The sequence below is a fragment of the Bradyrhizobium sp. WSM4873 genome (genome assembly GCF_055811355.1).
In genome coordinates this window covers 1-25,155 of record NZ_JBVVPS010000035.1, presented here as the reverse complement: position 1 = coordinate 25,155, position 25,155 = coordinate 1, and the positions used below count along the sequence as shown (strand labels likewise).

Annotated in this window: 12 protein-coding genes and 3 pseudogenes; 9 read left to right on the top strand and 6 right to left on the bottom strand. The window is 58.9% G+C overall.

What is annotated here, in order from left to right; all coding sequences use genetic code 11:
- The first annotated feature begins 381 nt into the window (after nucleotides 1-381).
- The 3 genes from AC0L21_RS31770 to AC0L21_RS31760 all read left to right on the top strand — a co-directional run bounded on the left by AC0L21_RS31770 (nucleotide 382) and on the right by AC0L21_RS31760 (nucleotide 4,458).
- On the top strand, nucleotides 382-1,149 hold the full coding sequence (locus tag AC0L21_RS31770; RefSeq protein ID WP_473265663.1) for an SDR family NAD(P)-dependent oxidoreductase: 768 nt from the start codon (nucleotides 382-384) through the stop codon (nucleotides 1,147-1,149).
- 186 nt (nucleotides 1,150-1,335) lie between these two features.
- Nucleotides 1,336-3,150, top strand: a complete 1,815-nt coding sequence (gene nifA / locus AC0L21_RS31765; RefSeq protein ID WP_473265649.1) for a nif-specific transcriptional activator NifA — start codon at nucleotides 1,336-1,338, stop codon at nucleotides 3,148-3,150.
- Between the two features lie 450 nt (nucleotides 3,151-3,600).
- Complete coding sequence (locus AC0L21_RS31760; RefSeq protein WP_007605808.1) at nucleotides 3,601-4,458, top strand: electron transfer flavoprotein subunit beta/FixA family protein; 858 nt, start codon at nucleotides 3,601-3,603, stop codon at nucleotides 4,456-4,458.
- A gap of 620 nt (nucleotides 4,459-5,078) precedes the next feature.
- Here AC0L21_RS31760 and tcuC read toward each other — a convergent pair.
- The 5 genes from tcuC to AC0L21_RS31735 form a co-directional block, all read right to left on the bottom strand.
- Complete coding sequence (gene tcuC, locus AC0L21_RS31755; protein ID WP_473265648.1) at nucleotides 5,079-6,395, bottom strand: tricarballylate/proton symporter TcuC; 1,317 nt, start codon at nucleotides 6,393-6,395, stop codon at nucleotides 5,079-5,081.
- Between the two features lie 732 nt (nucleotides 6,396-7,127).
- A complete protein-coding gene (gene glmS / locus AC0L21_RS31750) occupies nucleotides 7,128-8,954 on the bottom strand; it encodes a glutamine--fructose-6-phosphate transaminase (isomerizing) (protein ID WP_473265647.1) in 1,827 nt (608 codons plus the stop codon).
- Between the two features lie 209 nt (nucleotides 8,955-9,163).
- Entirely contained in the window at nucleotides 9,164-10,147 is a 984-nt protein-coding gene (gene fcl, locus AC0L21_RS31745; protein WP_473265646.1) for a GDP-L-fucose synthase, read from the bottom strand.
- Nucleotides 10,128-11,213: a GDP-mannose 4,6-dehydratase gene (gmd, locus tag AC0L21_RS31740; RefSeq protein WP_473265645.1), complete on the bottom strand. Its 1,086-nt coding sequence runs from the start codon at nucleotides 11,211-11,213 to the stop codon at nucleotides 10,128-10,130. Before gmd ends, fcl begins: the two co-directional genes overlap by 20 nt.
- Before the next feature lie 3,147 nt (nucleotides 11,214-14,360).
- Nucleotides 14,361-16,247 carry a hypothetical protein gene (locus AC0L21_RS31735; protein ID WP_473265644.1) on the bottom strand — a complete coding sequence of 629 codons (1,887 nt, stop codon included), beginning with the start codon at nucleotides 16,245-16,247 and terminating at the stop codon, nucleotides 14,361-14,363.
- Between the two features lie 1,501 nt (nucleotides 16,248-17,748).
- Between AC0L21_RS31735 and AC0L21_RS31730 the strand changes: the two genes are divergently transcribed.
- The 6 genes and pseudogenes from AC0L21_RS31730 to AC0L21_RS31705 all read left to right on the top strand — a co-directional run bounded on the left by AC0L21_RS31730 (nucleotide 17,749) and on the right by AC0L21_RS31705 (nucleotide 22,399).
- A complete protein-coding gene (locus tag AC0L21_RS31730) occupies nucleotides 17,749-18,231 on the top strand; it encodes a DUF7694 domain-containing protein (protein ID WP_473265643.1) in 483 nt (160 codons plus the stop codon).
- A gap of 490 nt (nucleotides 18,232-18,721) precedes the next feature.
- Nucleotides 18,722-19,534, top strand: a complete 813-nt coding sequence (bioB, locus tag AC0L21_RS31725; protein ID WP_473265642.1) for a biotin synthase BioB — start codon at nucleotides 18,722-18,724, stop codon at nucleotides 19,532-19,534.
- Nucleotides 19,535-19,558: 24 nt separating this feature from the next.
- Nucleotides 19,559-19,896: pseudogene (locus AC0L21_RS31720) on the top strand (aspartate 1-decarboxylase).
- A gap of 170 nt (nucleotides 19,897-20,066) precedes the next feature.
- Nucleotides 20,067-20,648, top strand: a complete 582-nt coding sequence (locus AC0L21_RS31715) for an aminotransferase class I/II-fold pyridoxal phosphate-dependent enzyme (protein WP_473265641.1) — start codon at nucleotides 20,067-20,069, stop codon at nucleotides 20,646-20,648.
- Nucleotides 20,647-21,162 (top strand): annotated as a pseudogene (gene bioD, locus AC0L21_RS31710) (ATP-dependent dethiobiotin synthetase BioD); the annotation flags it as partial. The gene AC0L21_RS31715 and the pseudogene bioD, both read left to right, overlap by 2 nt.
- Nucleotides 21,159-22,399 (top strand): annotated as a pseudogene (locus AC0L21_RS31705) (aminotransferase class III-fold pyridoxal phosphate-dependent enzyme). The pseudogenes bioD and AC0L21_RS31705, both read left to right, overlap by 4 nt.
- Before the next feature lie 247 nt (nucleotides 22,400-22,646).
- Here AC0L21_RS31705 and nolL read toward each other — a convergent pair.
- Nucleotides 22,647-23,768 (bottom strand): nodulation factor fucose acetyltransferase NolL, encoded by a 1,122-nt coding sequence (gene nolL / locus AC0L21_RS31700; RefSeq protein WP_473265640.1) that lies wholly within the window; start codon nucleotides 23,766-23,768, stop codon nucleotides 22,647-22,649.
- Between the last annotated feature and the right edge of the window lie 1,387 nt (nucleotides 23,769-25,155).

The following is a 25,155-nucleotide window of genomic DNA, read 5'->3' as shown; positions in this document are numbered from 1 at the left end:
TGTCGAACCAGAGCCGCATCTGCGGCGGCGCGTCCAACCGAGGAAATTGAACGAACTGGCCATCGATCCTGATCTCCGCACAAGGCAGCTAAACTATCTCCGCCAATTCGAATGAGCCACAGACCACCCCTGGAGTGCGACCCAGTCAACGCGCCCGGGGGCTTGACGCGGCGTTGCTGTTGTCGAAAAGCAAACAGGCCAGATGTTCAGAACCTGCCATTTGTCGCAAAAGTGCGCCCCTTATGCCCTGCGCCGCTTTGGCCCGGATCCTGCACCAGGTGCACAGCCGATGGGAGCGGAAGGGAGCCGCGTGTGAATCTAGATCTACCAGATGACAAAGCGGTCGTACCTCAATCGTCGGAAACGGACCCTAGCGGTCCAATTTACGCCGATCGAGCGGGCCGTCCGCTGCGTGAGCGAAAGACGCTGGTATTGACCGGGGCATCGCGCGGTATCGGTCGCGCCACCGGAAAATTGTTTTCGAAAGCCGGTTGGCGCATCATTTCTTGCGCGCGCCAACCATTGGACGCGGCGCGTCGCCCATCAGACTCAGAGGGCGACAGCTATATCGAAGTCGACCTGGGCGATCATCGGATGCTGCCGCGCGTGATTGCCGAGATCAAGGAGCGCCTTGCTGGCGCACCGTTGCACGGACTGGTAAACAATGCCGGCAACTCACCAAAAGCGGCAAACGGTACCAGGCTGACATCGCTGGCGACCTCAGTCGACACTTGGATGAGCGTGTTCCACCTCAATCTGGTGGCACCGATCCTACTCGCTCAAGGCCTGTTCGACGAATTGAAAAGGGCGTCAGGCTCGATCGTCAACGTGACGTCGATCGCCGGCTCGCGGGTGCATCCATTTGCTGGCTCGGCATATGCGACTTCGAAAGCTGCGCTCGCTTGTCTCACGCGCGAAATGGCCCACGATTACGCCGCGCATGGCATTCGCGTCAATGCGATCGCGCCCGGCGAAATCAAGACGGACATTTTGTCGCCTGACACGGAAGCGCATCTTGTGCCAAAGATCCCACTCCGCCGAGTGGGTACACCCGAAGAGGTCGCCAAGGTCATTTTCTTCCTATGTTCAGATGCGGCAAGTTATGTCACCGGCGCCGAAGTGCCGATCAATGGCGGGCAACACTTATAATTCAATCAGCCCCTAAAGAGCCCCGGCTGTTCTGAGCGTCTTCGATGGAAGTCATGTTGGCCGGGGTGAATCCGCGCAGCGAGTTGGAAAACAAGGCGGCAAAGCGAGTTACTCTAAGTGCTGCCGACGTGCCATGAAGAGGGGTAATCTCTCGTCCCGCCCTGAGAACTGGATGTCAGATCGGGCATGCAACACGAATCCGACAAGTCCGATGGGGAGGATCGAGAAAGGAACGAAGAAGTCGTCATGCTAGACAGCATTTCCCTGCGCGAAAAGCCAAACTCAACCTCCGACGCGGACGCTTCCGCTTGTATTGTGCGGTCCCAAGAGAAATCGCTAAGCACGATTGTTCAAATAGCGCACACGCTCACTGGCCTATGTCGGCTCGAGGCTAAGCTGGCGAGCGTCATCGAGCGCCTGGGATCGCTCGTGCGGATGCGGCGCGGCATCGTATGTCTGTTCGAGCATGACGGCGGGCCGGAGATCATCGTAGAGGACGGCAGGAGCGAAGACCGCGATGCGCGCTGCCGGGTGCGCTTGCCGCAAGGAGCAATCGATCAAATCGTCGCGTCGGGGCAGCCGCTCGTCGTGGAGAATGTAGCGCTGCATTCGGCCTTCAGTTCTTCGGAGATCGATATGCTAAATGCCGGCGGTCATACGCGTGTTGCGTTCATCGGCGTTCCCATAGATGTTGACGGCAAAGTTGTGGGTACGCTGAGCATCGACCGCATCGCGGACAATGGAACGCGTGCGCAGCTCGAGGACGACCTCGGTCTTCTGACGATGGTCGCCAGCCTGCTGGGCCAGACGACGAAGCTGCATTGCTCGTTTGTGCGCGATCGCGGACGTCTTATGGACGAGGAGTTTCGGCTGCAGAAGCAACTTTCCGAGCTCAAGCCTCATGGGCGGGACCGTAAGAAGGTCCAAGTCGAGGGAATTATCGGCGACAGCCCGGCGCTGCGCGCGCTACTTGACAAGATCGAGGTGATCTCAAAATCAAATAGCACGGTTTTGTTGCGTGGCGAATCGGGTACCGGCAAAGAGCTGGTCGCGAAGGCTATTCACGAGCGTTCAGCGCGCGCCAAACGCCCCTTTATCAAGCTGAATTGCGCAGCCCTCACAGAGACGGTGCTGGAATCCGAATTGTTCGGACACGAGAAGGGGGCGTTTACGGGCGCATTCAACGCGCGCAAGGGGCGCTTCGAGATCGCCGACAAGGGAACGTTGTTTCTGGATGAGATTGGAGAGATCTCGGGCTCGTTCCAGGCGAAGCTCCTGCGCGTGCTTCAGGAGCAGGAATTCGAGCGGGTGGGCGGCAATCAGACGATCAAAGTCGACGTCCGCGTGATTGCGGCCACGAACAAGAATCTTGAAGAGGCGGTGGCCAGGAACGAGTTTCGTGCCGATCTCTATTACCGCATCAGCGTGGTTCCTCTGCTATTGCCGCCGCTGCGCGAAAGACGCACTGATATTCCGCTTCTCGCCGCTCGTTTTTTGAAGAACTTCAACGATGAGAACGGCCGTGCCCTGGTATTCGATTCAAGTGCGATTGAGGTCCTCATGAATTGCGGATTTCCCGGCAACGTCCGTGAGCTCGAAAACTGCGTGCAGCGGACCGCGACGCTAGCGCTAGGATCGTCGATCGTAAGAGATGATTTTGCGTGCTGCCATGGGCAATGCCTGTCGGCCTTGCTATGGAAGGGTGGACCGGCGGAAGTGGCGCGACAGCCGAGCCCGACAATCGCACCGCCCGCGAGGCTGAGCATGCCGCCAACACAAGCCGTCACACCCGTTCAGCCGGTGAGCAGCGAGCTGACACCGCTGGGGCCACCCGGGCGCCCCGTGGTGGGTGCCGCGAAAGTCACCGATCGCGAGCGCGTCATCGCAGCCATGGAAAGATCCGGGTGGGTACAGGCGAAGGCGGCGCGCCTGCTTGGACTGACCCCGCGCCAGATTGGCTACGCCTTGCGAAGACACGGCATCGAGATCAAACGCTTCTGAGCCAAGCGTCGAGCTCGCTCCTCTCTCTCTCTCTCTCTCTCTCTCTCTCTCTCTCTCTCTCTCTCTCTCGCTCGGCCGACTGGCATAGGAGAGCGTGGAAAAGAGGCGGTCGCCAGCTCGGATGCATGACGGGGATGCTAGCGTTGTGCCTTGGGTTGGGATTTACTCGCCGGCGACGCGTAGGGCGTCTTCGCTTCGGCCAGTCTTGTCATCGTCTGTTTGCAACGTACGCGACCTGAAAATGGCTTTGGCGTCGAAGCGGCGCGTGATCGCTGCGGCTCCGTTGCCGCCCCTGACTCCGATCAGCTTGAGATCACGCCGGTGCGTAAACCATCGCAGTTGCGACAACCGGCTCGTCGTCAGCCTGCATTCATTCCTCGTTGGCGAAATGCCTTGGATGGTATGACATTTGCTGCGTCGGGAGTCGGCTCGGCATCTTAGGAGAAGTACATGCACAGCATCGTCTGCATCAAACAAGTCCCCGACTCCGCGCAAATCCGCGTGCACCCTGTTACGAACACGATCATGCGCCAGGGCGTGCCGACAATCATCAACCCCTATGATCTCTTCGCATTGGAAGCTGCGCTCGAGCTAAGAGATCAATTCGGCGGCGAAGTCACCGTCCTGACAATGGGACCGCCGTCCGCCGAAGAATCTCTCCGAAAGGCACTGACATTTGGTGCCGATCGCGCTGTCCTGCTCACCGACCGTAGCTTCGCGGGCTCGGATACGCTGGCGACGAGTTACGCGTTGGCGAGCGCGATTCGCAACATCGGCAAGGAATATGGCCCACCGGACGTCATATTCACCGGCAAGCAGACGATCGACGGCGATACGGCGCAGGTGGGACCTGGCATTGCAAGGCGGCTCGGGGTCCAGCAGCTCACTTATGTTTCCACGATCAAAGCGTTGGACCTCAAGCTACGGACCATCGAGGCCGAACGGCGCTGCGAAGGGGGCGTCCAGGTGTTGGGTTCCAAGCTGCCGTGTCTCGTCAGCATGTTAGAGGCAACAAATCAAATTCGCCGCGGCGCAATGATAGATGCGTTGCGTGCCGCCCGCACCACAATCGTAAAATGGAGCGCCCAAAGTGCTGGCGTGGATGACATGGCCAATTGCGGTCTGAGGGGATCGCCGACCGTGGTCAAGCGTGTGTTCGCGCCCTCCGCGCGAGCGGAGAAGGCGACGTGGGTGGAGGCGGCCGAGCAGCCGGCCCAAGCATTGATCGACGCTATGTTCAAGCGCAACCCTATGCTCGAAACGGAGCTCGCACAGCTCGCCTCATCTGCGCAAGCTCGCGGTGCGTGAAGTCACGGCTGATCGAGCGCAGCGAGCAACAGCCTGGGTCTGGTTACGCATTGGCCCATCGCTCGTTGTACAGGCACGACCAAACTTCTCGACCACTCCCCGCCAGATGCGACAAGAAGGTGAGCCTTCAACCTGCGTACCCGAGCGCCGAGAGGTCGGTATCGGACCAGGATACAAGACGGCCCGCTACGCTAACGTTTGTCGCTACCTGCGAGACGACCAGTCCGCTGGGGAATTCACGCAGCCCGAGGATGTGCGCCTTCGAGTTTTGTGGCGGCCGCACAGAATATCAGAGCGTGGAGCTCGCGCGAGGGATCCCAGTCCTCGCGCGAAATCCGCCGTGTTTCACGCAACTGCAAGTGCGGGCAGCGCACCGTCCGACCACCGGACGGAATCGAGGTTGGCTGATAAGCTAAGCCTTTCCCGGTCAACATCACCGCCAGCTCGTCCCTATACTGCCCCAGATCACATAGGAAGAACCGTGATCGGCAGAACGGCCGCGCAGCATCGTGAAAATCACCGCAGGGATAGTCGCGCACCAACTTCAGTTCAGCCTTCGGCCCCCAACGTCCCGCGGGCGCGCGTGCTAACGCGTGGTAAATTGCGCGCTTACCGCCAAGTTAGGCCGCTGGGGTCGCAACGGCTTTCGCAACTCTCTTGGTGTTTCCTGGATAAATCGTGAGCGCGGCGATAATGCCGAGCAAAGCCGCAAACATCAACCAGAAACCGGGCGACGCCTTGTCATCTGTCCGGTCGATCAGCCAAGTCGATGCAAGCGGCGTAAAGGTGCCAAACAGAGCCGCGGCGAGTGCGAACGCCAAAGAAAAGCAAGTTGTGCGAATGTGCTTCGGCACGATTTCGACCAGAGCGCCCAACATGGCGCCGCTATAGGTGCCAAAGTAAAACGAGAACATCATCTCCACGATCAGCATCTTGCCAAAGCTTGGGTCCGTTACAAGCCAAGACAACGCTGGATATGCAGTCACCAAGGCTAGGCCGGCAATGGCCAGCAGGACCGGTTTCCGGCCGATTCTGTCGGAAATCGCGCCGCCAATTGGGTTCCACATGAAGTTCGTCACCGCGACCAAAAGCGTCACCAAGAGCGTGTTCTGCGTGGACAACTGCAATACGTGCCTGCCGAACGTAGGCGTGTACACCGTCACGAAATAGAATGTCGTGGTCGTCAGCATCGCGATCATCATGCCGAGAATGACGATGCGCCAGTTCGCAAGTGTGGAGGCAAAGACCTCGCGGGCCGTTGGGTGGTTCTTCATGACCAGAAACTCCGGAGTTTCCTCCAGCGTCCGGCGCAGGAAGAAGATAAGCGGTACGATCAAGCAGCCAAGGAAGAACGGGATCCGCCAGCCCCAAGCGGCAACCATTTCGGCCGGAAGTGCTTCGCTCAAAAAATATCCTATAAGAGCCGCGACAAAGATCGCAACCTGCTGGCTCGAGGACTGGAAAGATGTGTAAAAGCCGCGGTTGCCCGGAGTGGCAATCTCGGAGAGGTAAACGGAAACACCACCAACCTCAACGCCGGCAGAAAAGCCCTGCAACAGCCGTCCGAACAGCACGATCGCAGGTGCGGCAATGCCGATCGTCGCGTAGCCCGGACAAAAGGCGATGATGATGGTGCCAATGGCCATGATCGAAAGCGTGATGATCAGGCCTTGCCGACGGCCAATCTGGTCAATATAGGCTCCAAGCACGATCGCACCAACAGGTCGCATCAAGGCACCCAGCCAGAACACACCGAAGGTGTTAAGCAGTGAAGCGGTTTCGCTTCCTGATGGAAAGAACGCGTTTCCGATCGCACTGGCGTAGAACCCGAACAAGAAGAAATCGAACTGCTCGAGGAAGTTGCCGCTCGTGGCACGTAAGATGGCGCCAATGCGCGATTTGGCATTTGAGGCGTGCGCAATGGGCGCTGGTGACATGGCGAGTTTCCTCTCGATTTTGAAATGGCCGCTTCCGGAGAAAATCTCACCGCAGCCGCGTGCAGTTTCATGGCCGCGAATCGGCCATCAGGGCACTATCGACCAAGCCGTAAGCGCCTGACGTTTCCGGCATATTTTCGGCAATTGCCGCAACCCTCACAATTTTCGCTCGTCATTCCGCTCGTGCAGCAGGAGTGGCTCTCAAGCTACTGAACCCTGGGGCAATTCTCGGCGCCAAGGTTGGCGACAAGGCTGTTGTCTGTGGGGTGGCCGAAGTTCTCATCAAGCGTACCGATATGCAGTGAAAGGGGAAGGACGAGATCGGTGGCATACGAGCCGCAGCGAGGAGCTCCGTGAGATGTCGTGCTAGAACAGCTCGCGAGCCTGCGATTGGGGCCGAACCGCGCTATTATCTCACCCGATCTCCAGCGATGTCGATATGCTCAAAGTTAACCCGTGGTTCGCCGGAAAGGATTTTGTGAGCGCGCTGGCGATCAAGCGCGGCGCCGACGGCCATGCTTGGAAACAGCCACGTTGTCCTTCGAGCGAGGCGCGCCTCGTACTTCGAGGGGCGCTCCGGTTCCTATGTGGTCCAAACCCGGCGTCTCCGTAAAGGCACAAGCCTCGCGGTGGCATCGGGGCCTGGAGCTGGGCGGCACATCGTGATACGATCTGACCGCGGCTCGCGCATTCGGAATCTGACCACGACAACTGAGGTCGCATCACTTTGCCTTATTCGACGGTTACCGATTTCGCGAGATTTCGGGGTTGGTCGACGTCCGTGCCTATGAGGAGGGCCGTGTGGTAGGCCAGGAGCTGCACCGGAATCGCATAGACAATCGAGGTGAATGTCGCACCCATCTCCGGCAGCACAATGGTCGCGAGTGAATCCATGGACACGTCTGCGGCTCCCCTAGCGTCGGTTATCAAGATAATCTTGCCACCGCGTGCAGCGACCTCCTGCATGTTCGAGATGGTCTTTTCGAACACCCGGTCGGAAGGAGCGATGACGATTACGGGAACACTCTCGTCGACCAAGGCGATCGGGCCGTGCTTGAGCTCCCCGGCCGCATAGCCCTCGGCGTGAATATAGGATATCTCCTTCAGCTTCAGTGCCCCTTCCATGGCCAGTGGAAACGAGGTGCCGCGACCAAGATATAGCACGTCACGCGATTTGGTGATGTCGCGTGCGAGCTTCTCGATCTGCGGCTCGTTGGCCAGCGCCGCTGAAACGAGCCGAGGAATTTCGATCAGCTCGCGTACCAGATCGATGCTGTCGCCCTCCGACAATTCACCGCGCGCATTGCCCGCGGCGACCGCAAGCGCCGCCAGGACGACGAGCTGGCATGTGAACGCCTTGGTCGAGGCAACGCCGATTTCGGGCCCCGCGAATGTCGGCAACACTGTCCCGCTTTCGCGCGCAATGGTCGAACTCAGTACGTTCACGATCGAGAGGGTATGCAGACCTTGCGATTTGGCGTAGCGGAGCGCGGCCAGCGTATCGGCGGTCTCGCCGGACTGCGAGATGAAGATCGCAAGATCTCCTTGGCGCATCGGTGCCTCACGATACCGAAATTCGGAGGCGACATCGAGCTCGACCGGAATACGAGCCAGCCGCTCGAACCAGTATTTGGCGATGTGGCCGGCGTAGCCGGCCGTACCGCAAGCCGTGACCGAGATATGTCCGATCTCATTGAAGTCGAACGGAAGCTCCTGCGGCAGTGCCACGCTCTCGCTGGCAATATCGACGTAATGCGCAAGCGTATGCCCGATCACCTCCGGCTGTTCGTGGATTTCCTTCGCCATGAAGTGGCGGTAGTTCGCTTTCTCGACGAGAGCCGACGACGCGCCAGAGTTCACCAGATCCCGGCGGACGACTGTGCCTTGTGCGTCGTAGACCACGCTGAAGTTGCGGTTGAGCACAGCCCAATCGCCATCCTCAAGGTAGGTGATCAAGTCGGTAAGGGGCGCGAGCGCGATAGCATCCGATCCGAGATACATTTCGCCTTCGCCATGCCCGATCGCCAGTGGTGAGCCCTTGCGCGCACCGATCATGAGGTCGTGTTGGCCCTTGAACAGGATTGCAAGCGCAAACGCGCCCACTAGCCGCGGCAGCGACGCTTTTACTGCCTCCTGCGGCGAGCAGCCATTCTTCAGATAAGATTCGATGAGATGTGCCACCACCTCCGTGTCTGTTTCAGAGGCGAAACAGGCGCCATGCTGTTTCAGCTCCGCGCGCAGCTCCCGGAAATTCTCGATTATGCCGTTATGGACGACCGCAACATTGTCCGTTGCATGCGGATGAGCGTTGTGTTCGGTTGGCTTGCCATGAGTAGCCCAGCGCGTGTGCCCAATCCCGACATGGCCTGAAAGCGGATGGCAGCGAACACGTGTCTCAAGGTTTTTCAGCTTTCCCTCGGCGCGTCGAAGCTCGATGTGATTTCCTTTGAGCGTTCCGATGCCAGCTGAGTCGTAGCCGCGATATTCCAGTCGTTTAAGTGAATCGATGAGGCGATCCGCGACCGGACCGCGCCCCAAGATGCCTACAATTCCGCACATGGTAACCAGTTTACCTCAACTTCAAAACAGAGCGTCTCGCAAGACGCGCCTGACCAATTCGCTCGCTATTTATCAACCGGTGTAGTCGTGCCGGCCTTCCATCGCGCACGCATCACTCGGCGTGCACGAGCTCAAAGCAACACCGGAAACCCAATCGAAGTCGCCAGACGATCCGAAGCAACTTTCTGGGAATCGGACAATGAGCCCCGTCAGCAATTAACAGCTGCATGATTCTCTCCTTTGTCCGATTTGGCCGATACCGCTAAGAAGTCCTGATAGGTCTGCCGCATTCCATCTGTAAGCCATGTCCTCGCGCGCCAGCCGAGCTTTGCGAGGCGGCTGACGTCGAGCAGCTTGCGCGGCGTACCGTCGGGGCGCGAGGTGTCGAAGGCGATCTCGCCGCTGTAGCCGACGATCTCTGCGACGACGCGCGCGAACTCGGCGATGGTGACGTCCTCGCCCGTGCCGATGTTGATCAGCTCTGCTCCCGAATAGGTCTTCATCAGGTACACGCAGGCGTCTGCCATGTCGTCGACATAGAGGAATTCGCGCCGTGGCGTGCCGGTGCCCCACACGGCAACGCTCTTGGCACCCGCGACCTTCGCCTCGTGGAAGCGCCGGATCAGCGCCGCGACGACATGGCTCAGTTCGGGATGATAATTGTCGCCGGGGCCGTAGAGATTGGTCGGCATTACGCTGATGAAGTCGCTGCCATACTGGCTGCGATAGGCCTCCACCATCTTGATCCCGGCGATTTTTGCAATTGCATAGGGCTCGTTGGTTGGTTCCAGCGGGCCCGTCAGGACCGCATCTTCTCGCAACGGCTGCGGCGCCAGTTTCGGATAGATGCAGGACGAGCCCAGAAACATTAGCTTCTCGGCGCCGTTCTGGTGCGCGGCCTGGATCACGTTAGCCGCGATCGCAATGTTCTCGTAGATGAATTCTGCACGCAGTGTGTTGTTGGCGGCGATGCCGCCGACCTTTGCCGCGGCGAGGAAGATCACCTGCGGCCGCGTTCTTGCGAACCAGTCGAACACCGCCGCCTGGTTGCACAGATCAACCTCGCGCCGGTCCACGGTGACGAGCTTGACGTCCTCCCGCGCCAGCCGGCGCGCAAGCGCGCTGCCGACCATGCCGCGATGGCCGGCTACGTAGACACTCTTGCCTGTCAGCTCAAACGGAGCGTTTGCCACTCGTCGCGTCCCGTTTTGCTAGCGCCAGATCGCTCGCCATCATCTCCGCGACGAGCTCTGCAAAGCTCCGCTTCGGCCTCCAGCCGAGCACCTCGTGCGCCTTGCTGGCGTCCCCGACGAGGAGATCGACCTCGGTGGGCCGGAAATAGGTCGGATCGATCTTCACCACCGTCTTGCCGCTCATCTCGTCCACGCCGGTCTCCTCGACGCCTGTCCCGCGCCATGCGATGCGGCGACCGAGCTGGGCGAACGATAGCTCGACCATCTCGCGCACCGAGTGCATCTCGCCGGTGGCGAGCACGAAATCGTCGGGCTTGTCGGCTTGCAGGATCTTGTGCATGCCCTCGACGTAGTCGCGCGCATGGCCCCAGTCGCGCTTGGCTTCGAGATTGCCGAGATAGAGCGTCTCCTCCAGCCCGACCTCGATACGGGCAACAGCGCGCGTGATCTTGCGGGTCACAAACGTCTCGCCGCGGATCGGGCTCTCGTGATTGAACAGGATACCGTTGCTCGCGAACATGCCATAGGCTTCGCGGTAATTCACCGTGATCCAGTAGCCGTAGAGCTTTGCGACGCCGTAAGGCGAGCGCGGATAGAACGGCGTGGTCTCCTTCTGCGGGATCTCCTGGACGAGGCCGTAGAGCTCCGAAGTCGACGCCTGGTAGAACCGCGTCTCCTTCTCTATGCCGAGGATGCGGATCGCTTCCAGCAGGCGGAGTACGCCGATGCCGTCGGCATTGGCCGTGTATTCCGGGCTCTCGAAGCTGACGGCGACGTGGCTCTGGGCGGCGAGATTGTAGATCTCGGTCGGCCGGATCTGCTGCACCAGGCGGATCAGATTGCTCGAATCCGTCATATCGCCGTAGTGCATCAGGAACGGCACGTCGCCGACATGCGGATCCTGGTAGAGATGATCAACGCGCGCGGTGTTGAACGAGGACGAGCGCCGCTTGATGCCGTGCACGACATAGCCGAGCGACAGCAGATGTTCGGAAAGATAGGCGCCGTCCTGGCCGGTCACGCCGGTGATTAGAGCGACCCGCCGTTTGCTCTCTTGGCTTAACAAATGATTCCTCTGCGCAGGCTAATGTCGTCCCCGATCGACGACGTCAATCGCGGCTGGCTCTTCGAAATGCGGAAGCGTCACGCTCTCGAACTGCCGAAGTGTGGACCTCTACAGGTATTGCGTCGATTGCTCAACTGTACGGAGGTAAACCTCCCACCTCGAAAGAGTTTTGAAGGACTATACGAAAGTTTGTAGTCCGGCAGATTTCGTTCGGCCTTCGTCAGGCGCTTCTCTATTGCTTGAGTGCGCTCAATGAATTGCGGCGCAGTCAAAAGGTAAGCAGGCCGTTCGGCCGAGAAGCGTTCTGCAGTCTCTCCATGCTCAGCTCGCGCGTCGAGCCAAGGAGTGTCCCTCATTTCTTGTCCTTGCCTAGAAATTTCGAGTCTTGCTGTTCATCCAGTGCAACTGCGAGCAAGCCCGGCAAACAAAGCCTTGAAAGTTGTTCTCTGTCGCGCAGTCCGTATCATCGATCAATCTCGGGACGATCGTGTTGGTGGTCGGATAAGCATAGGTGAAGGCGCGCATATTGCAGTCCCACGGCAGAAACACGCGGGATGAGCTGATCGTGGAGGGAGCCGACTCGGGCTGTTTAAGCACGCGCCGCCTGCTCGAATGCGCCAAAAGGGGCGTGAGCTTAGAGGCGCGCCATCGAAATGGATCGCTGCCTTATCGGGTTTGAACGCCGCCGAGATCAATCTTCGATCGCTCGCGTGTCTAAACTTCCACATCATTTCCGTTCCAAGGCGATCACATGAGGCTTCCAATGCTCGTTCGTCGGGTGTTGAGGGGCTCGTTGCCTGCATCGGCGTTCGGCCCTGGGGCAATCGTTAGGCCTGCATCTCGAGCAGGCCCAGCTCGCGGAGCTAGCGGCAGCTCTCTTGCTGCCGCAATCAGCCGCTTACCATGCCGCGCGCTCGTCCCGGACTACTCGTTGTCATCTAGTCTGCTTTTCGTTTAAGGACGGGCGCGTCCGTCCGACCATGGCATGACGTGCATTCGGACATGGTGATAAGCGCACCATGATGACGGCTTTTGGCGCAGTCCCGTCACAATTGGTTCCCCGCACATATACGCTCTTCCAGGATCGCCATTCTTGAAGCCAACAATTGCCCGACATTGGCCCTCACAATGGTCGACGAGCAACACCGTGTTGGATCCATCGGGTCTTCTCACATCACCGCTCCAGGATAGCGCATCAGTCTCGCGGCGGCTCGTTGGCACTTGGCGCTCGCAACCGTATTTCGAAGTCTCCAATGCTGGATTGGTCCTTCTTACATCTGGGCAATCGTGACCTCATGCGACTTGGCGATTTGCGTAGACAGAAGAGGAACAGCGTCCTTCGCACTCAGCGCGATCCTCAGCCGCTTTGGCAGAACACCTCTCATGACACGCGATCGGCTTGCTCCGCTTTTGTCCACAGGAATTCTAGGGCGACTGAAGATTGGAGCCAACTAGCAGGGGCACTCTACAATCTGACGCTACGTACGATTCAATCCCCTGCGGGGGTTATCGCGGGAATATGTCACGCCAGGAGCCAGCCGCGACGGGAGGAGGGCGGGAGGCGCTGCGCCAAAGCGGCTGGCCTTCGCTATTCGTCCTCCGCGGAATTGCGCAGCCAGGGTCTGCTCAAGTGTGCCGGCATAGCCACGCCGCGGCAGTGAGGCTGCTGGTCGTGGCAATGAGCGATCACGCGTGTCAATGAAGTTCTTGTAAGGTCCATGGAATAGGAGCGCGCTCGCCGGCCGAATCAAGCGTCCATGGCGAGGATGCTCTGTGGCATCTGTGCGAATTGGCGCCTCGTCTATCCGGCCGAGCTCTCCCGCTACGCTGTCTGGATGGGGCTGCTTCCCGGGATTTCTAGAGGCTGGCGTCGCTAGGCAGAATGGGAAACGAGGTCCATCGGCAGCGGTTATTCCGGTCAATGAGTGCAATTCCCGTCAAGGCACTGAGCAGTGACTTTGCCGTTCCAGACAACTTGGACGATGGACCTCGAAAGGCGCCGTCAGGTGCAGGCCGCGTCAGGTCAGCGATGATTGCGGGTTCGATCCATGTGGGGGCCGTCATGCGTTGGAAGACGGCGCCCAAGCGGTGCTCAGCCCTGGTCCCGTTCAGGGCATCGCGGTTTAAGTCCGGATTGGTGCGTTTGCTACAATCGTGGCTGGTCTCCAACAGTTGCTATGGGCGCGTGCAACTCCAGAGCGGCCACGGAAAAGGCGGAAAGTCTGACGGCAATCAAACGGCTGTTGGAACGAGCGGCGCAGCCCATGCTCTCGGATCGCCAAGCAGGGCCTCGTACGCGCCGATCGGCGCTCCTCCCCATTCATCTTGAGGCGCGAGCGACTGTTAAGCCGGCATTCTCCAGTGCATCCAAGATCCTATCAGCAACCACCCGGGGATCGCGCTGGTCCTCTATGCTCACGCTACAGGCCAAGGTAGCTGCCATGATCGCGTGAGCCGTTTTGCGCTGGAGGCTGTCGTACTCGGCATACTCGCCGCAAATGTTGCAGGTGATCACTGGTCGGCCGGCCCAGGGGTCGTGCATTGCGATCTCGCACCAGTTATCTCCGTGACATTTCTGGCAGAGCATAATTAGAGAGTTCCTTGTGGTTTGAGCTCGCGCTACGTGGTCGTCTGTTGAACGACTGCTTGGCATCCAAAGCTGCAGAAGCCACTGCACTCTGGAGGCGCTGTTGCCGTCCTGAAAAACACGATGTACGCGGGCTCCGGAGCAATCCGCCCGAAAGGGCCGCGGCGTGAGCGAACACTTGATGCATCTCTGCCGAGAGCGGCGGCGATGACGCGCCTCCGTGCTCTTCTGGAAAATCCGTTGAACGCAGAGCGCCGAGCACCTGCAGAGATCTGCCGCGGCCGTTCAATGCACCATTCGACATAGTGCCGCCCGTCAAAACCTCGCTACTCACTACGCGTGGATCATTGCCTTTGATGGCTGAAAGTACGACCAGAAATCCGCTCCGCTGAACGAGCTTGCGAGCCCATCTCGTCGCCTATCTCGATCACCTCGCGCCTAAAAGTGTGGTGCCGTTGGTCGCGCCGCTTGCTCGCGTCATCCTGCATTGAGTTATCGTCCTTTGGAGCAGCGTTGCCCTTCGTGCCTTACGAGCGGTGTGCAGCCGTGTTCCGTTTGCTTCAAAACGCCGCATGACATGGTGTTCGTCGTCGGTCACCTAGCGCTGTCCAATTGCCGATAGCCGCAGCGGCTCGAAGACAGATCGCCACTTCGGGCCACTTGGCTAACCCATTCGCCAAGTATGCGAGCTCTTGCTCGGTGAAACGCGCAGTCCCGGTGAGGCGGCGCAGGACCTCCTGGGAGATTACGACGGCGACTTCGCGACAGGTGACCTCTTTCGGCCAGTGACTGAACGCACGCATGAGCTGAGCAAGCTCCTGCTCGCTAAAATCACAAACCTGGAAAGTGCGGCGAAGAATCTCCTGCGCGATGGCTACCGTCGCATGGCGAGAGATCTCCTCTTGTCGCCATTTGCTGAAGCCGTTGGCGAGGATCGCCAGTGCTCGACGCGTAAAATGAGAAAGCCGGTCGGAACGGCAGGCCCGAGAAAGGACCTCGTGCGCGATCGCAGTCTTAGCTTCGCGCAGCGGAACTTCCGTTGGCCATTTGCTGAAGCCGTTCAACAGAATAGCCAGTCCTTGCTGCGTAAAATCACAGAGCTGACCGGCCCGTCGGGCGCGGTAAACGACCTCCCGGGCGAGCGCAGCCGTCGCGGCGCGAAGAGACAGCTGTTGTGGCCACTTGCTGAACCCATTTACGAGGTTCGCCAGTGCCTGTTCAGTAATGCAGGAGACGCCGTCGGCGCGGTCACAGCGGGCGAGCACTTCACCGGCAATTTCAATTGTGGCTTGGCGGCAGCTCGGGTCCTGCCGCCATTTGCTGAAACCGTTTACCAGCAACCCGAGTTCCTGGTAACGAAAATAAGAGAGGCGCTCGGCACCGCGAGCGTGACGGATGACTTGATCCGCGATCGCGACGCTCGCCGCGAGACAGGCAACCTCCGCCGTCCATTTGCTGAAGCCGTTTACCAGACTCGCCAACTCATGGTGATCGACGGAAAGCCCGCGACGAACGAGTTCTCCTGCAATCTTGGCGGTGGCTTGCCGAGGCGCGAGCTCGTCCGGCCACCTGCTGAATCCGTTTACGAGCTTAGCCAGGCGCTGCTGACTGACATCGGAGAGCTGATCGGAGCGGCGGAGAAGTTCGTTGCTGATCGCGATCGCTGCCTTGCGACAACTCGAATCTTCCGGCCGCTTGCTAAAGACGCTGATCAGATTCGCCAGCTGTTCCTGGGTAAAATCGGAGAGTCGATCGCTTCGGCGCACAAGCTCATCTGCGACGATCACAACTGCCGTGTGAAAGCGTTCCTCTCCTAGCCATTTTCCGGCGCCGTTCACGAGCAATGATAGATGCCGCGGGGTGAGCGCTGCGAGGCGATCATCCGAACGCGTACGGCAAGAAATCTCAGTCGCGATCCTGAGAGCGGCTTCACGAACCGCCGGTTGATCCGGCCACTTGCTAAAGCCGCTTATCAGCAATGATAGGTGCTGGCCGGTTAGGTCCTGGAGCGGCTCGCTCTTGTCGCGGCAAACTTCAGCAATTCTGATCATGCCATCGCGGCAGTCGGAAGACGCAGGATGGCGGCCAAATGAACACGCAAAGAGCGAAAGTGATGTGAAGTCGACTTGTTCCATCAGTGCATCACTAAGGCGGGAGAGCTGAGCCGCCAGAGCTTTGGAAAGATCGGTACCTGCCTGACCGCCAGACTGCCGGCTGAGCGCATCACATACTGTGGCGTATTTCGATGCTAGCTTGAGGCGGATGTCTTCCTCAAATCGTGGAACAAATGCGATCCTGAACGCAGTCGCGGCCTTTCGCAGGAAGCGTGCGCGATTTGATCTCGTGAGTTGCTTGGAATCGTCGAATAGTGAACCTGAGAACGCGCGCACGTCCTGACAACGGCAAGCGTGCCTGATTGTTGCGAGAAGCTCATCGAGTGTGGCCATCGTTCGATTTGGTGGCTCTGAGTGCTCCGCGCGAACGTGCTGCTCGAAGCGGAGCCGGTCGAGTGAGACTGCTTGTCCAGGGCGCGTCATCTGTCGACCCTTCCCTGGCCAGGATCTCGAACTGAAATCGGATCGCGACATTGCTCACGCAAGCTGACTCGAGTTCGGACAGGTAGCGCTGGCGCCCTCACCCCGTAATGTCTGCTGCACAGGCCAAGTGCGTTCCGTCTGCAAGCCGTCGCTCCCAAGCCATCGGCAGGCGATCGTGGACGCTCGCCCGCAAGAAGACCCTACAATCTGACGCTGCGTCCGATTCAAGCCATTTATGTCGAGAGCCGCGCATTTCGCGCAGAATTCTGCGTGAACGGCCGGTGAAGCCAAATCTCGTCCATCATGCCGCGTGGCCCTTCCAATCGGCCTTCTCAACCGAGGGATTGCAGTGAAGCTTACTCGCCGCGCTTACGTTTCGCCCAGCGGCTTGTCGCATGTCGGACATTAACAAGCGAGTGACAGCGCTAACGGCAAATGAGGTGCTTTAGTGAAAGCCAGCCTACGGGATCTTACGTAGGGCCCGTGTCGCATTTTCTTGATCTAAACATTGCATCCTCTTTTGCATGAAGCAGAAAAATCTATTCTCAGACGCCAAACATTGGCGAGGCCGTGCGGAAGCGACCCGACTAAAAGCGGAGTCGATCGAGGACGACACATCTAGATGCAGGCTCCTCAAGGTCGCTGAGGAATATGACAAGCTGGCTCGCCTCGCGGAGGGGCGGCAAAGAAGCGAGCTTGACGGGCAGTTCTGATCGCTACCGGAGCGAACTGTGACTGCGGCCACCGAAGTCTCGCCGTGTTGGAGCTCGAGGCCCTCTAGGGCTGAACTGCGAAACTTCGTCACGCGTTCCCTGGCCGTGGATCCATTGTGACCGGCCACATAGATGACGCATTGGCGGTGTCTCAGGCGGTAACCGGCTAACCGCTCGACATGAAAAGGACTGAGATGAAAGCCCACCGTCAGATCGTCGCAAGAGCAAAGCCTCTCGTTGACGAGCTGGCGATACATTGGCGTCGCTTTGCATCATGTGCTGAAGCCGATGACGTCTGTTTGGTGCCAAACTAGCCGGTTCCCCGGATCATGCCGCGCCAAATGGCCTCCGCCGCCATTGTTGATCTAAGGCATTTCAGTCGGTTCTGGCATCAAGCACCAACGCCATACCTTGCGGACTTGTTTAGGCGAAGGGGCGGCAGCAGCTCCTGCAGGCCCGGCTTGCCGCGACAACCATCGTAGATGTCTGTGCCGATTGTCTGCATGAGGCAAGTTCGCAACGAAGGCACGAATGACGCGAAAATCCAAGGAAAGATTCAGATGTCGAAAGATAAACTGCAGGAGAAACTCTCCGCTGGACGATCCGGACAAAGCCGATGTTCGTCTTCCAACTAAGTTTGGTGCAGATGGTCCGCAGTAGTTGGGATTGCCCATGCCGGCGCGGCGGCCGGTCAATGTATGAGTCGGACAACACGAGTGGTGCCGGATTCGACCCTATCGGTCAAAAGAGGGAGGAGGTGTGAGGAAGCAAATTGTAGAAAGGCTCGAAGCGGGACGCGTGCGCGATGGCCGGTTCGCCACCGCACCCGGATCTGGTCCTTCCGGTCTCTTCTTCGTGCAGGGGCCTTGTGGCTGCCAGCTCAAGATCATCGGCTTCGTTCGTCCGGGATGGGAGCATGTCTCTGTGTGTCGACGCCTCGGCGATCTCCAAATTGGGAGGAGATGTGTCTCGCCAAAGATCTGTTTTGGCATCAGGAGGAATGCGTGATGCAGCTGCATCCTCCTCAGTCACAGTATGTGAACAACAGTCGCTATTGCCTGCATCTCTGGAGGCCGACCCGTCAGGTCATTCCGATGCCTCCGTCAGCCTTCGTGGGCATCGTCGGGCTGGGGCCGTCTGAAGCGGCAATTCTGTTTGCGCAGATGAGTGCCATGTCTTAACGGACCCGGCCGCATCGATGCCAAGTCGAGCGGCGGCACGCAATCGAGAGCGCAGTGGCGCTGGAGCCTAGGCGGCCACAGGCCCGCCAAGGGCCCGCGGGCACCACTCTGCGCACCAAAGGCCGCTGCGCTTCTCAAAGCGGCAAGGCACGCCGCAGAATCGGCTCGTCTATTGTGCGCAATATGACGCGCATAACAACGCCAGCGAGGAATCGGCCAGGTGACGAATTAGAGCGGATCGGTCGATCCGGTACACATTGCGGGCGGCCAAATCCTCGCATCGGTAAAAGACCTACGGGGCGCAACTACGTACGCATCGGCTAGTGACCTGGGTGAGGCGCGTCGGGCAGCGTTGTTGCGCGTGCCTCGATGCTGCGATCAAATACTGGAAGGCGGGCCGGCTATTAGCCTGATATGCGCGCGATGGCCCGCGCAACTCGGCGATATTTCTCCTTCATTACCGGGCAAGAGTGCGTTTCTGGAGCTGCGCATGTGGGTGTTGCTTGCATCCAGTGGACTGAAGGCGGCTCGCTTGATGGATCGGTCTGACGTGGTCTCCGCCGCGCAACGGGCCAAGGCCGCCGGGGCGACCCGCTTCTGCGTGGCCGCGGCCTGGCGCAATCCAAAGGACCGCGACCTCGATCAGGTCTGCGATATGATTGCCGCCGTTAAAGATTTTGGCATGGAGACGTGCGTAATGCTCGTCATGCTCACGCCAAAGCACGCCGCACGGCTCGCCGACGCCGGCCTCGATTTCTACAATCACAACGTGGACACCTCGCCTGAGTTCTACCGCAGCATCATCACGACCCGGACCTTGCAAGAGCCAATCGACACTCTTACGCCCGCGCGCCAGGCGGGCATCAAAATCTGCTGCGGCGGAATTTTTGGCATCGGTGACGACGCCGAGGACCGTCTCGGCATGCTGCTACTGCTCGCCAATCTTCCGAACCATCCGGAAAGCATCCGGATCAAGCTCTGGAACAAGGTGAATGGCGTGCCGGTGAGGTTCACGGCGGAGCGTCCCGATCCGATTGCACTGGTGCGCCTGGTGGCGACCGCGCGGATCATGATGCCCAACAGCGTCATACGGTTGGCCGCCGGGCGTGAGTACATGACTGATGAACTCCAGGCCCTATGCTTCTTGGCTGGTGCGAATTCCATCTTTGTCGGCGATGTGTTGCTGACGACCAAAAATCCGCAAGTTGACCGGGATGCAAGTGTGCTAGCCCGGCTCGGTATTATGTCTGACCGCTTAAGTCATCCAGAACAATGGGCGTGGCGCGCGCAAGCCTCAGCGTAGGTAAAGAAATGCAGATTGTCCTGATTGAAGGGAACGATTCATTGCACCTCGGTCACTGAATCCGACCTGCACTATGAAGGCTCGATCTCGATTGATCGTGCGCTGCTGGACGCGGCCGGTATCCGATTAACGTTCGCGTCGAACTGTACAACCTCGAGACGGGAACACTCTTTGCAACGTTTGTGACAGAAGCGCCACAAGGGTCCGGCACCGTAGACGTAAACGGTGCGGCGGCGCGACTGGCGATGCCCGCAGATAAGATAAGTATTGTTGCATACGCGTCACTTGACGAGGAGGATGCGAGCATCTTCAGGCCGCGCATTGTGCCGGCTGATCGAGAAAATCCCATCCTGCAAGTTTGAACCCACAAGCCAACGCGGGAAGACCCTGTCCGGCCAGTTGGGAGTTTTGCGGCGTCCATCGTTGCTCAGCGAGTGATGAATGAATTCCGTCATTGCGGGTATGTTGCTGTGCTGACAAGGCTGTCGCAACAAGACGACCTGCTCGAATTCGCCGGTTCACTCCAGTATTCATGAAGGAGCGCGAACGGGCCGAGCAACGTTTCGAATCAGTGCCCATAACAATCCGCAGGCTATCGAAAGCGGCAATTTGCGACTGGCGCCCGGCCGCAGGAGCCGGGCGGGTCTGGATCGTAGTCGAGAGCCTCTACAGCATGGATGGCGAAGTCGCACCGCTTGGAGACCTGCTCGGGATCGCGCACCTGCACGACGCGTTCATGGTTGTCGACGAAGCTCATGCAACGGGCGTTTACGGCGAGCAAGGGCGAGGGCTCACGGCGGCCTATGAAGGACGCGAGAATCTCCTCGTTGTTCATACCTGCGGTAAGGCGCTGGGAGCTTCCGGCGCGCTTGTCACTGCCACAGGCGTGCTGCGCACGATCAATCGCTGTCGCCCGCTCATCTTCGCGACCGCTCGGTCGCTGTTGATGGCGGTGGCCGTGCGGGAGTCTCTCTTGATCCTGCAGGAGGAGCCGGAGCGAAGAATGGTTGACGAAGCTGGTCGCGTTCTTGCATCGGGAGATGGCTGTGCGAAGCGAGAGAAGTCCTTCGAATTCGCAGATCCTGCCCTATATCGTTGGCGAGAATCGTTTTGAAGGGGAGACCGATAGCCAGCTGGTTGCACGGCTGAGGGGTCTTCCGGCCGATCGGATCGTTCCGGAGCGTTACCGCCTTAAAATACCCGCTTCCCCGCATCATTCGGCCGAGATAGACGGAATTCGCATCGACCCCGGATTCGCTCATCGGGCCGCAGGCCGGGGAGCGACCGCTCGTCATCGAAGGCGCCGGCGGGCTGATGGTGCCGCTGAACCGTAGCCCACTCTACATCGACATCTTCGAGCGGTGGCGGCTTCCCGTCGTGCTCCGCGCCCGCACGCTACTCGGGACCATCAATCACTCCCTGCTGCCGATTGAGGCCTTGCGAAAGCGCCAGATCGACATTCTTGGGATCGCATTATCGGGGGAAAGAAATGCTGAAACTGAAAGCGCAATTTGTGACATCGCGCGGGTGCGTTGGTTAGGCCGGCTGCCCTGGATTTCTCCTCTGACGGCAGACAGCCTACGGTCGTCTTCAAAGACTCGTTCATTTCCAGCGACTTCCAGCCATGAAGCCAAACAACAGGTGGCCCATCTGGCATCCATTCGCGCAGCATGCGCTTCACAAGAGATGACCAAGGTTGTGCGTAGCGACGGTGCTTATCTCCACACTGCGGATGATCATCGAATCATAGATGCAGTCGCATCCTGGTGGGGTCGTCACTCACGGCCATTGCCATCCGCAGATCGTGAGCGCGATTCACGAATAGGCCGGCAAATTGAAGCGAGTCATTTTCGCCGGCTACGCGCATGATCCGGCCGAGGAGGTCGCTCGGCTCCTTTTGAAACTCATAACCCAAGGCTTGGACCATGTGTTCTACTCGGACAGTGGCTCAGCCGCTTGAAGTCGCCCTTGAACATGGCACTCGGCTATTGGCACAATAGAGGCAAACAGGGAACACGCATCGTTGTCAAGCACTCCTATCGCGGCGACACGTTCGGCGCGATGTCGATTGGTGCCCGCGGTGTCTTCAACGCGGCGTACGGACCGCTCCTGTTCGACCTGACCTCAATGCCATTCCCTGCGAGCGGTCGTGAGCAGGCAACGCTTGATGCGCTTGAATCAGCATGTCGGCACGAAAATCGCGCAGCCCTTATTGTCGAGCCTGGTGTTGAGGCAGGCGGAATGCTGAGGTACCCAACTTGGGTGCTAAGTGAGATGAAGCGGATCTGCGAGGCGTCGGACGTCCTGTTCATTGCCGATGAGGTCATGACGGGCTGGAGCCGCACCGGAACAATCTCGCCTGTGAGCAGGCCAATGTTGTGCCAGATCGAGCGTGCTATTCAAGGGCCTCACGGGAGGGGCGCTGCCGCTCGCTGTGACACTGTGCTGGCCAGGGATTTTCGATGCTCATTACTCGAAAGACCGTACGCACAATCCTTCACTCGAGTTCGTCCACGGCAAATCCGCTGGCCTGTGCCGCCGCCAAGGCTAACCTGGAACTGTGGAAAGACAGGTCAGACGCATTGCTGCGCTCGCAACCATGCAAGAGCAGGCAATTGAACCATTCCGCGGCGATCGGCGCTTTGCAAACGTTCGCCGTAGCGGCGCCGTCACAGTGCACTCGATCTGAAGACGAAGGATACCGGCCATTGGCAGGCGTCGGCCCGAAGCTTCACGCCTTCTTTAAAGTGCGCAATCTCTTGCTGCAGTAATACGATCTATGTGATGCCGCCATATTGTGTAACACCAGGAGACCTAAACGAAATATATGCGGGCGTCTATGACGCTGCCGATGCGCTGGCCTGAAGACGCGCGCGGCTCCGCAAGACTAGGGAGTCTGAGTTGTCGTCGGCTTCCGGAACGAGTTGAGAGTGCCTTGCCATAAGGTGCCGAAATGGACGATGGTTACTCGCATCTTACGTTACTCTATGCCGACCGGCTCGGCCGGTGGACGCCGACGCCGCCCGATCGGGCTTCGAACGCTATTCCGGCGGCAGCACAAGGCGATGCCATCGCAACATCCTGCCGTACTCGGACGATCAAATGCATACAGCTAGTTCATTGCGGGTTTGGCTCGCGGGAGACCTGACCGCGGTGGCATTCCAAGGACGAGCTGAGACAGATATGGAACGCCGCGAACAGTCGAGCGGACCACTAGCGCGATCGCAACAATTGCCGCCCCGAGCAGACCCGCCATGATCAACTGGGTCGTGAGATCCCAACGTTCTCCGAGCTGTATGAAATCCATTAGACGGAACACGGTACCCTGGACAAGGTAGAGCAGCAGCGTGGTCTGGCCCAACTCCATAGCTATAAAGCGGGCGATTCGGGTTGAGTGGCTAAAGCGCCAGCATTGCAGCAAGAGTCCGATGGCGATTGCTGAGGCAGCTGCAGCGCCAACAAACATCAGAAGCACGTCTTTGGCCGACCGAAAATCGTGAATTAGTCCAAGATTATTGTAGACATAAGTGTCCTTGCCCCAGGCTACAAAACATACGCAAGTCAAGACCGAGAGAAATAAAATCAAGAGCGGCTTGTGAGATCGCGATGTAGTCGTCCATCGTTCGTTCGATTGAGCAAACAAGAATCCCAAGCAGAAGAACGGGTAAGTGAACCTGATCAAGGGTGATATGGAGAACGTCAGAGGAACGAGTGCAATCAGTATCGCTGAGCCAGATATGACCAACGATCGGTGGCTCAGCCTGGTGAGTATCTTGATGAGAAGGTAAGAAACAAACGTGGCCCAGATGAACCAGTATGTGCCGGCAAGATCGTCTACAAATTCCAAAAGTCCGGTAGTTAGGCTGGTCGCGCGCCACAATGCCGCTGACTTAGCTGTCTCCATGAGCGCCCACCAAAACAGCATGGGCAGTAAGAGCTGCGTCGCACGGGCGATGGCGGCCTGAGTGAACGACTTCTGCAGCAACGATCGAGAAGAAAGATAGCCGCTTATCGCCATAAAGAGTGGCATGTGAAACATATAGATTGCTTTGTAGTACGGCGAATACCAAAAGCCGCCGTCTCGATAGATGACATACTGGATCAGGTGCCCAACGATTACCAAGACAATGAGCGCACCTTTCGCGAAATCTAAGCTCAGATCTCGATCGCTTGCCCCGGTCGTGCGCGAGCTCGGGGCCATTATTCCAGTCACGCGTTGCAATCTATCAAACATCTAGATATCTGTTGTTGATGAGCCGGCGGCCCGTTGTCCGCTTCTTCTGCCTCATTTTTGGTTGAGACGAAAGGTGATGGTGGGAGTTTTTGGAAGGGCAACAAGCTCAACTGGTTAGGCCTTGAGGAACTAGCCGTGGGCCGAGCATCTCTGTACGCCTCAGCAAACTGTGCGGTAGAGAGCCGATATTTGGTTTGAGACGCTGGGCTAGCAGTGCGGGCACGGCATGCTAGTTGCAGACGCGGCTCTGGGAGGAAGACTGTCGCACTCAGTCTCCCACTCAGCCCGACGCATCTCGGACCCGGCAGATGCGTCGGGCTTCTTCGGTTCGCGCAGCATAGTCGACATTTGGTCCCGTCGACGCCGGGGTGATCAAGCTAACGGGGCGTCTGATAGCTGAACTCGATCACGCCAACTTGGGGCTATGGCATCGGGCTGGGGGGCACACGGATATCGGTGCTCCGAGTTGTGGAGCAAAAGCCGAGGACCAACGCCTTTGAATTGAGCTGCTCGTTCGGCTTCGTGCAACTCACGCCTGAACCGCGCTTGCCGTGACGACTTTTGTCGTAAAGCCGCCGCCGCAGTGATTGCTGCCGCATTTATGGTGTAAACGGCTCGGCTGGATCGCAGCTGCGGAATGTCTACGGTCCTGACAAAGTCCGCACCCGTGTGATGGACCCGTGCTCATGAAGGCCAGGCGTGAAACGGGCTGCGCGTGTGGAGTACCATCTCTAGCTGAAGCTCGTCGCTTATGTGCATCCGGGGGAGGCCTGGTTGATCGTACTTGGGCGGATGACCAACTGCGTTCGAGCAACATGACCTAATGCTCCAAGGAGCCCAGATCTAACGCAGGAGTGCGTGAAAGAGCACGGTCAGATGCGCGTGCGCGACGTCGCCGAGGCAGGCTTCTCGATCAATATCAGCTGAGCTTGGCGTGGGGATGAGGCGGTAGATCGCAGCGGCGGGCGGACTCTCCTCACTTGTGGACTGGCTTAGATGCGATCGTCATTCAATAACTCGTCGCGCAGCACTTTGAAGGCCTACTACACCATTCGACTCCGCTCCGCCAACGAGGTCGCCTTCGGCGGACCTAGGGGGCTCCACACTCACGTGTTGCGGACCAAGCAGGGAGCAAGGCGTTCTTCGCGCACCAGCGACTCAGCGGATCACAAACAGCGCTGGCGTTCAGGCGTTAGCTCCACATTATTGCCTCACAACCCCTGACCGTTTCGGCGCGAAGCAAGGGCCGACGCCAGTGTCGTTGGCGGCGATGCTGTCGCTAGGACCAGTGTCTCTCGTGTGCCGGCAGGTGCGGAATCCGGGGCAAAGCGGCCACCGATTCCGACGGAAGGCGGCCACCGATTCCGATCGAAAGCGGCCACCCGAT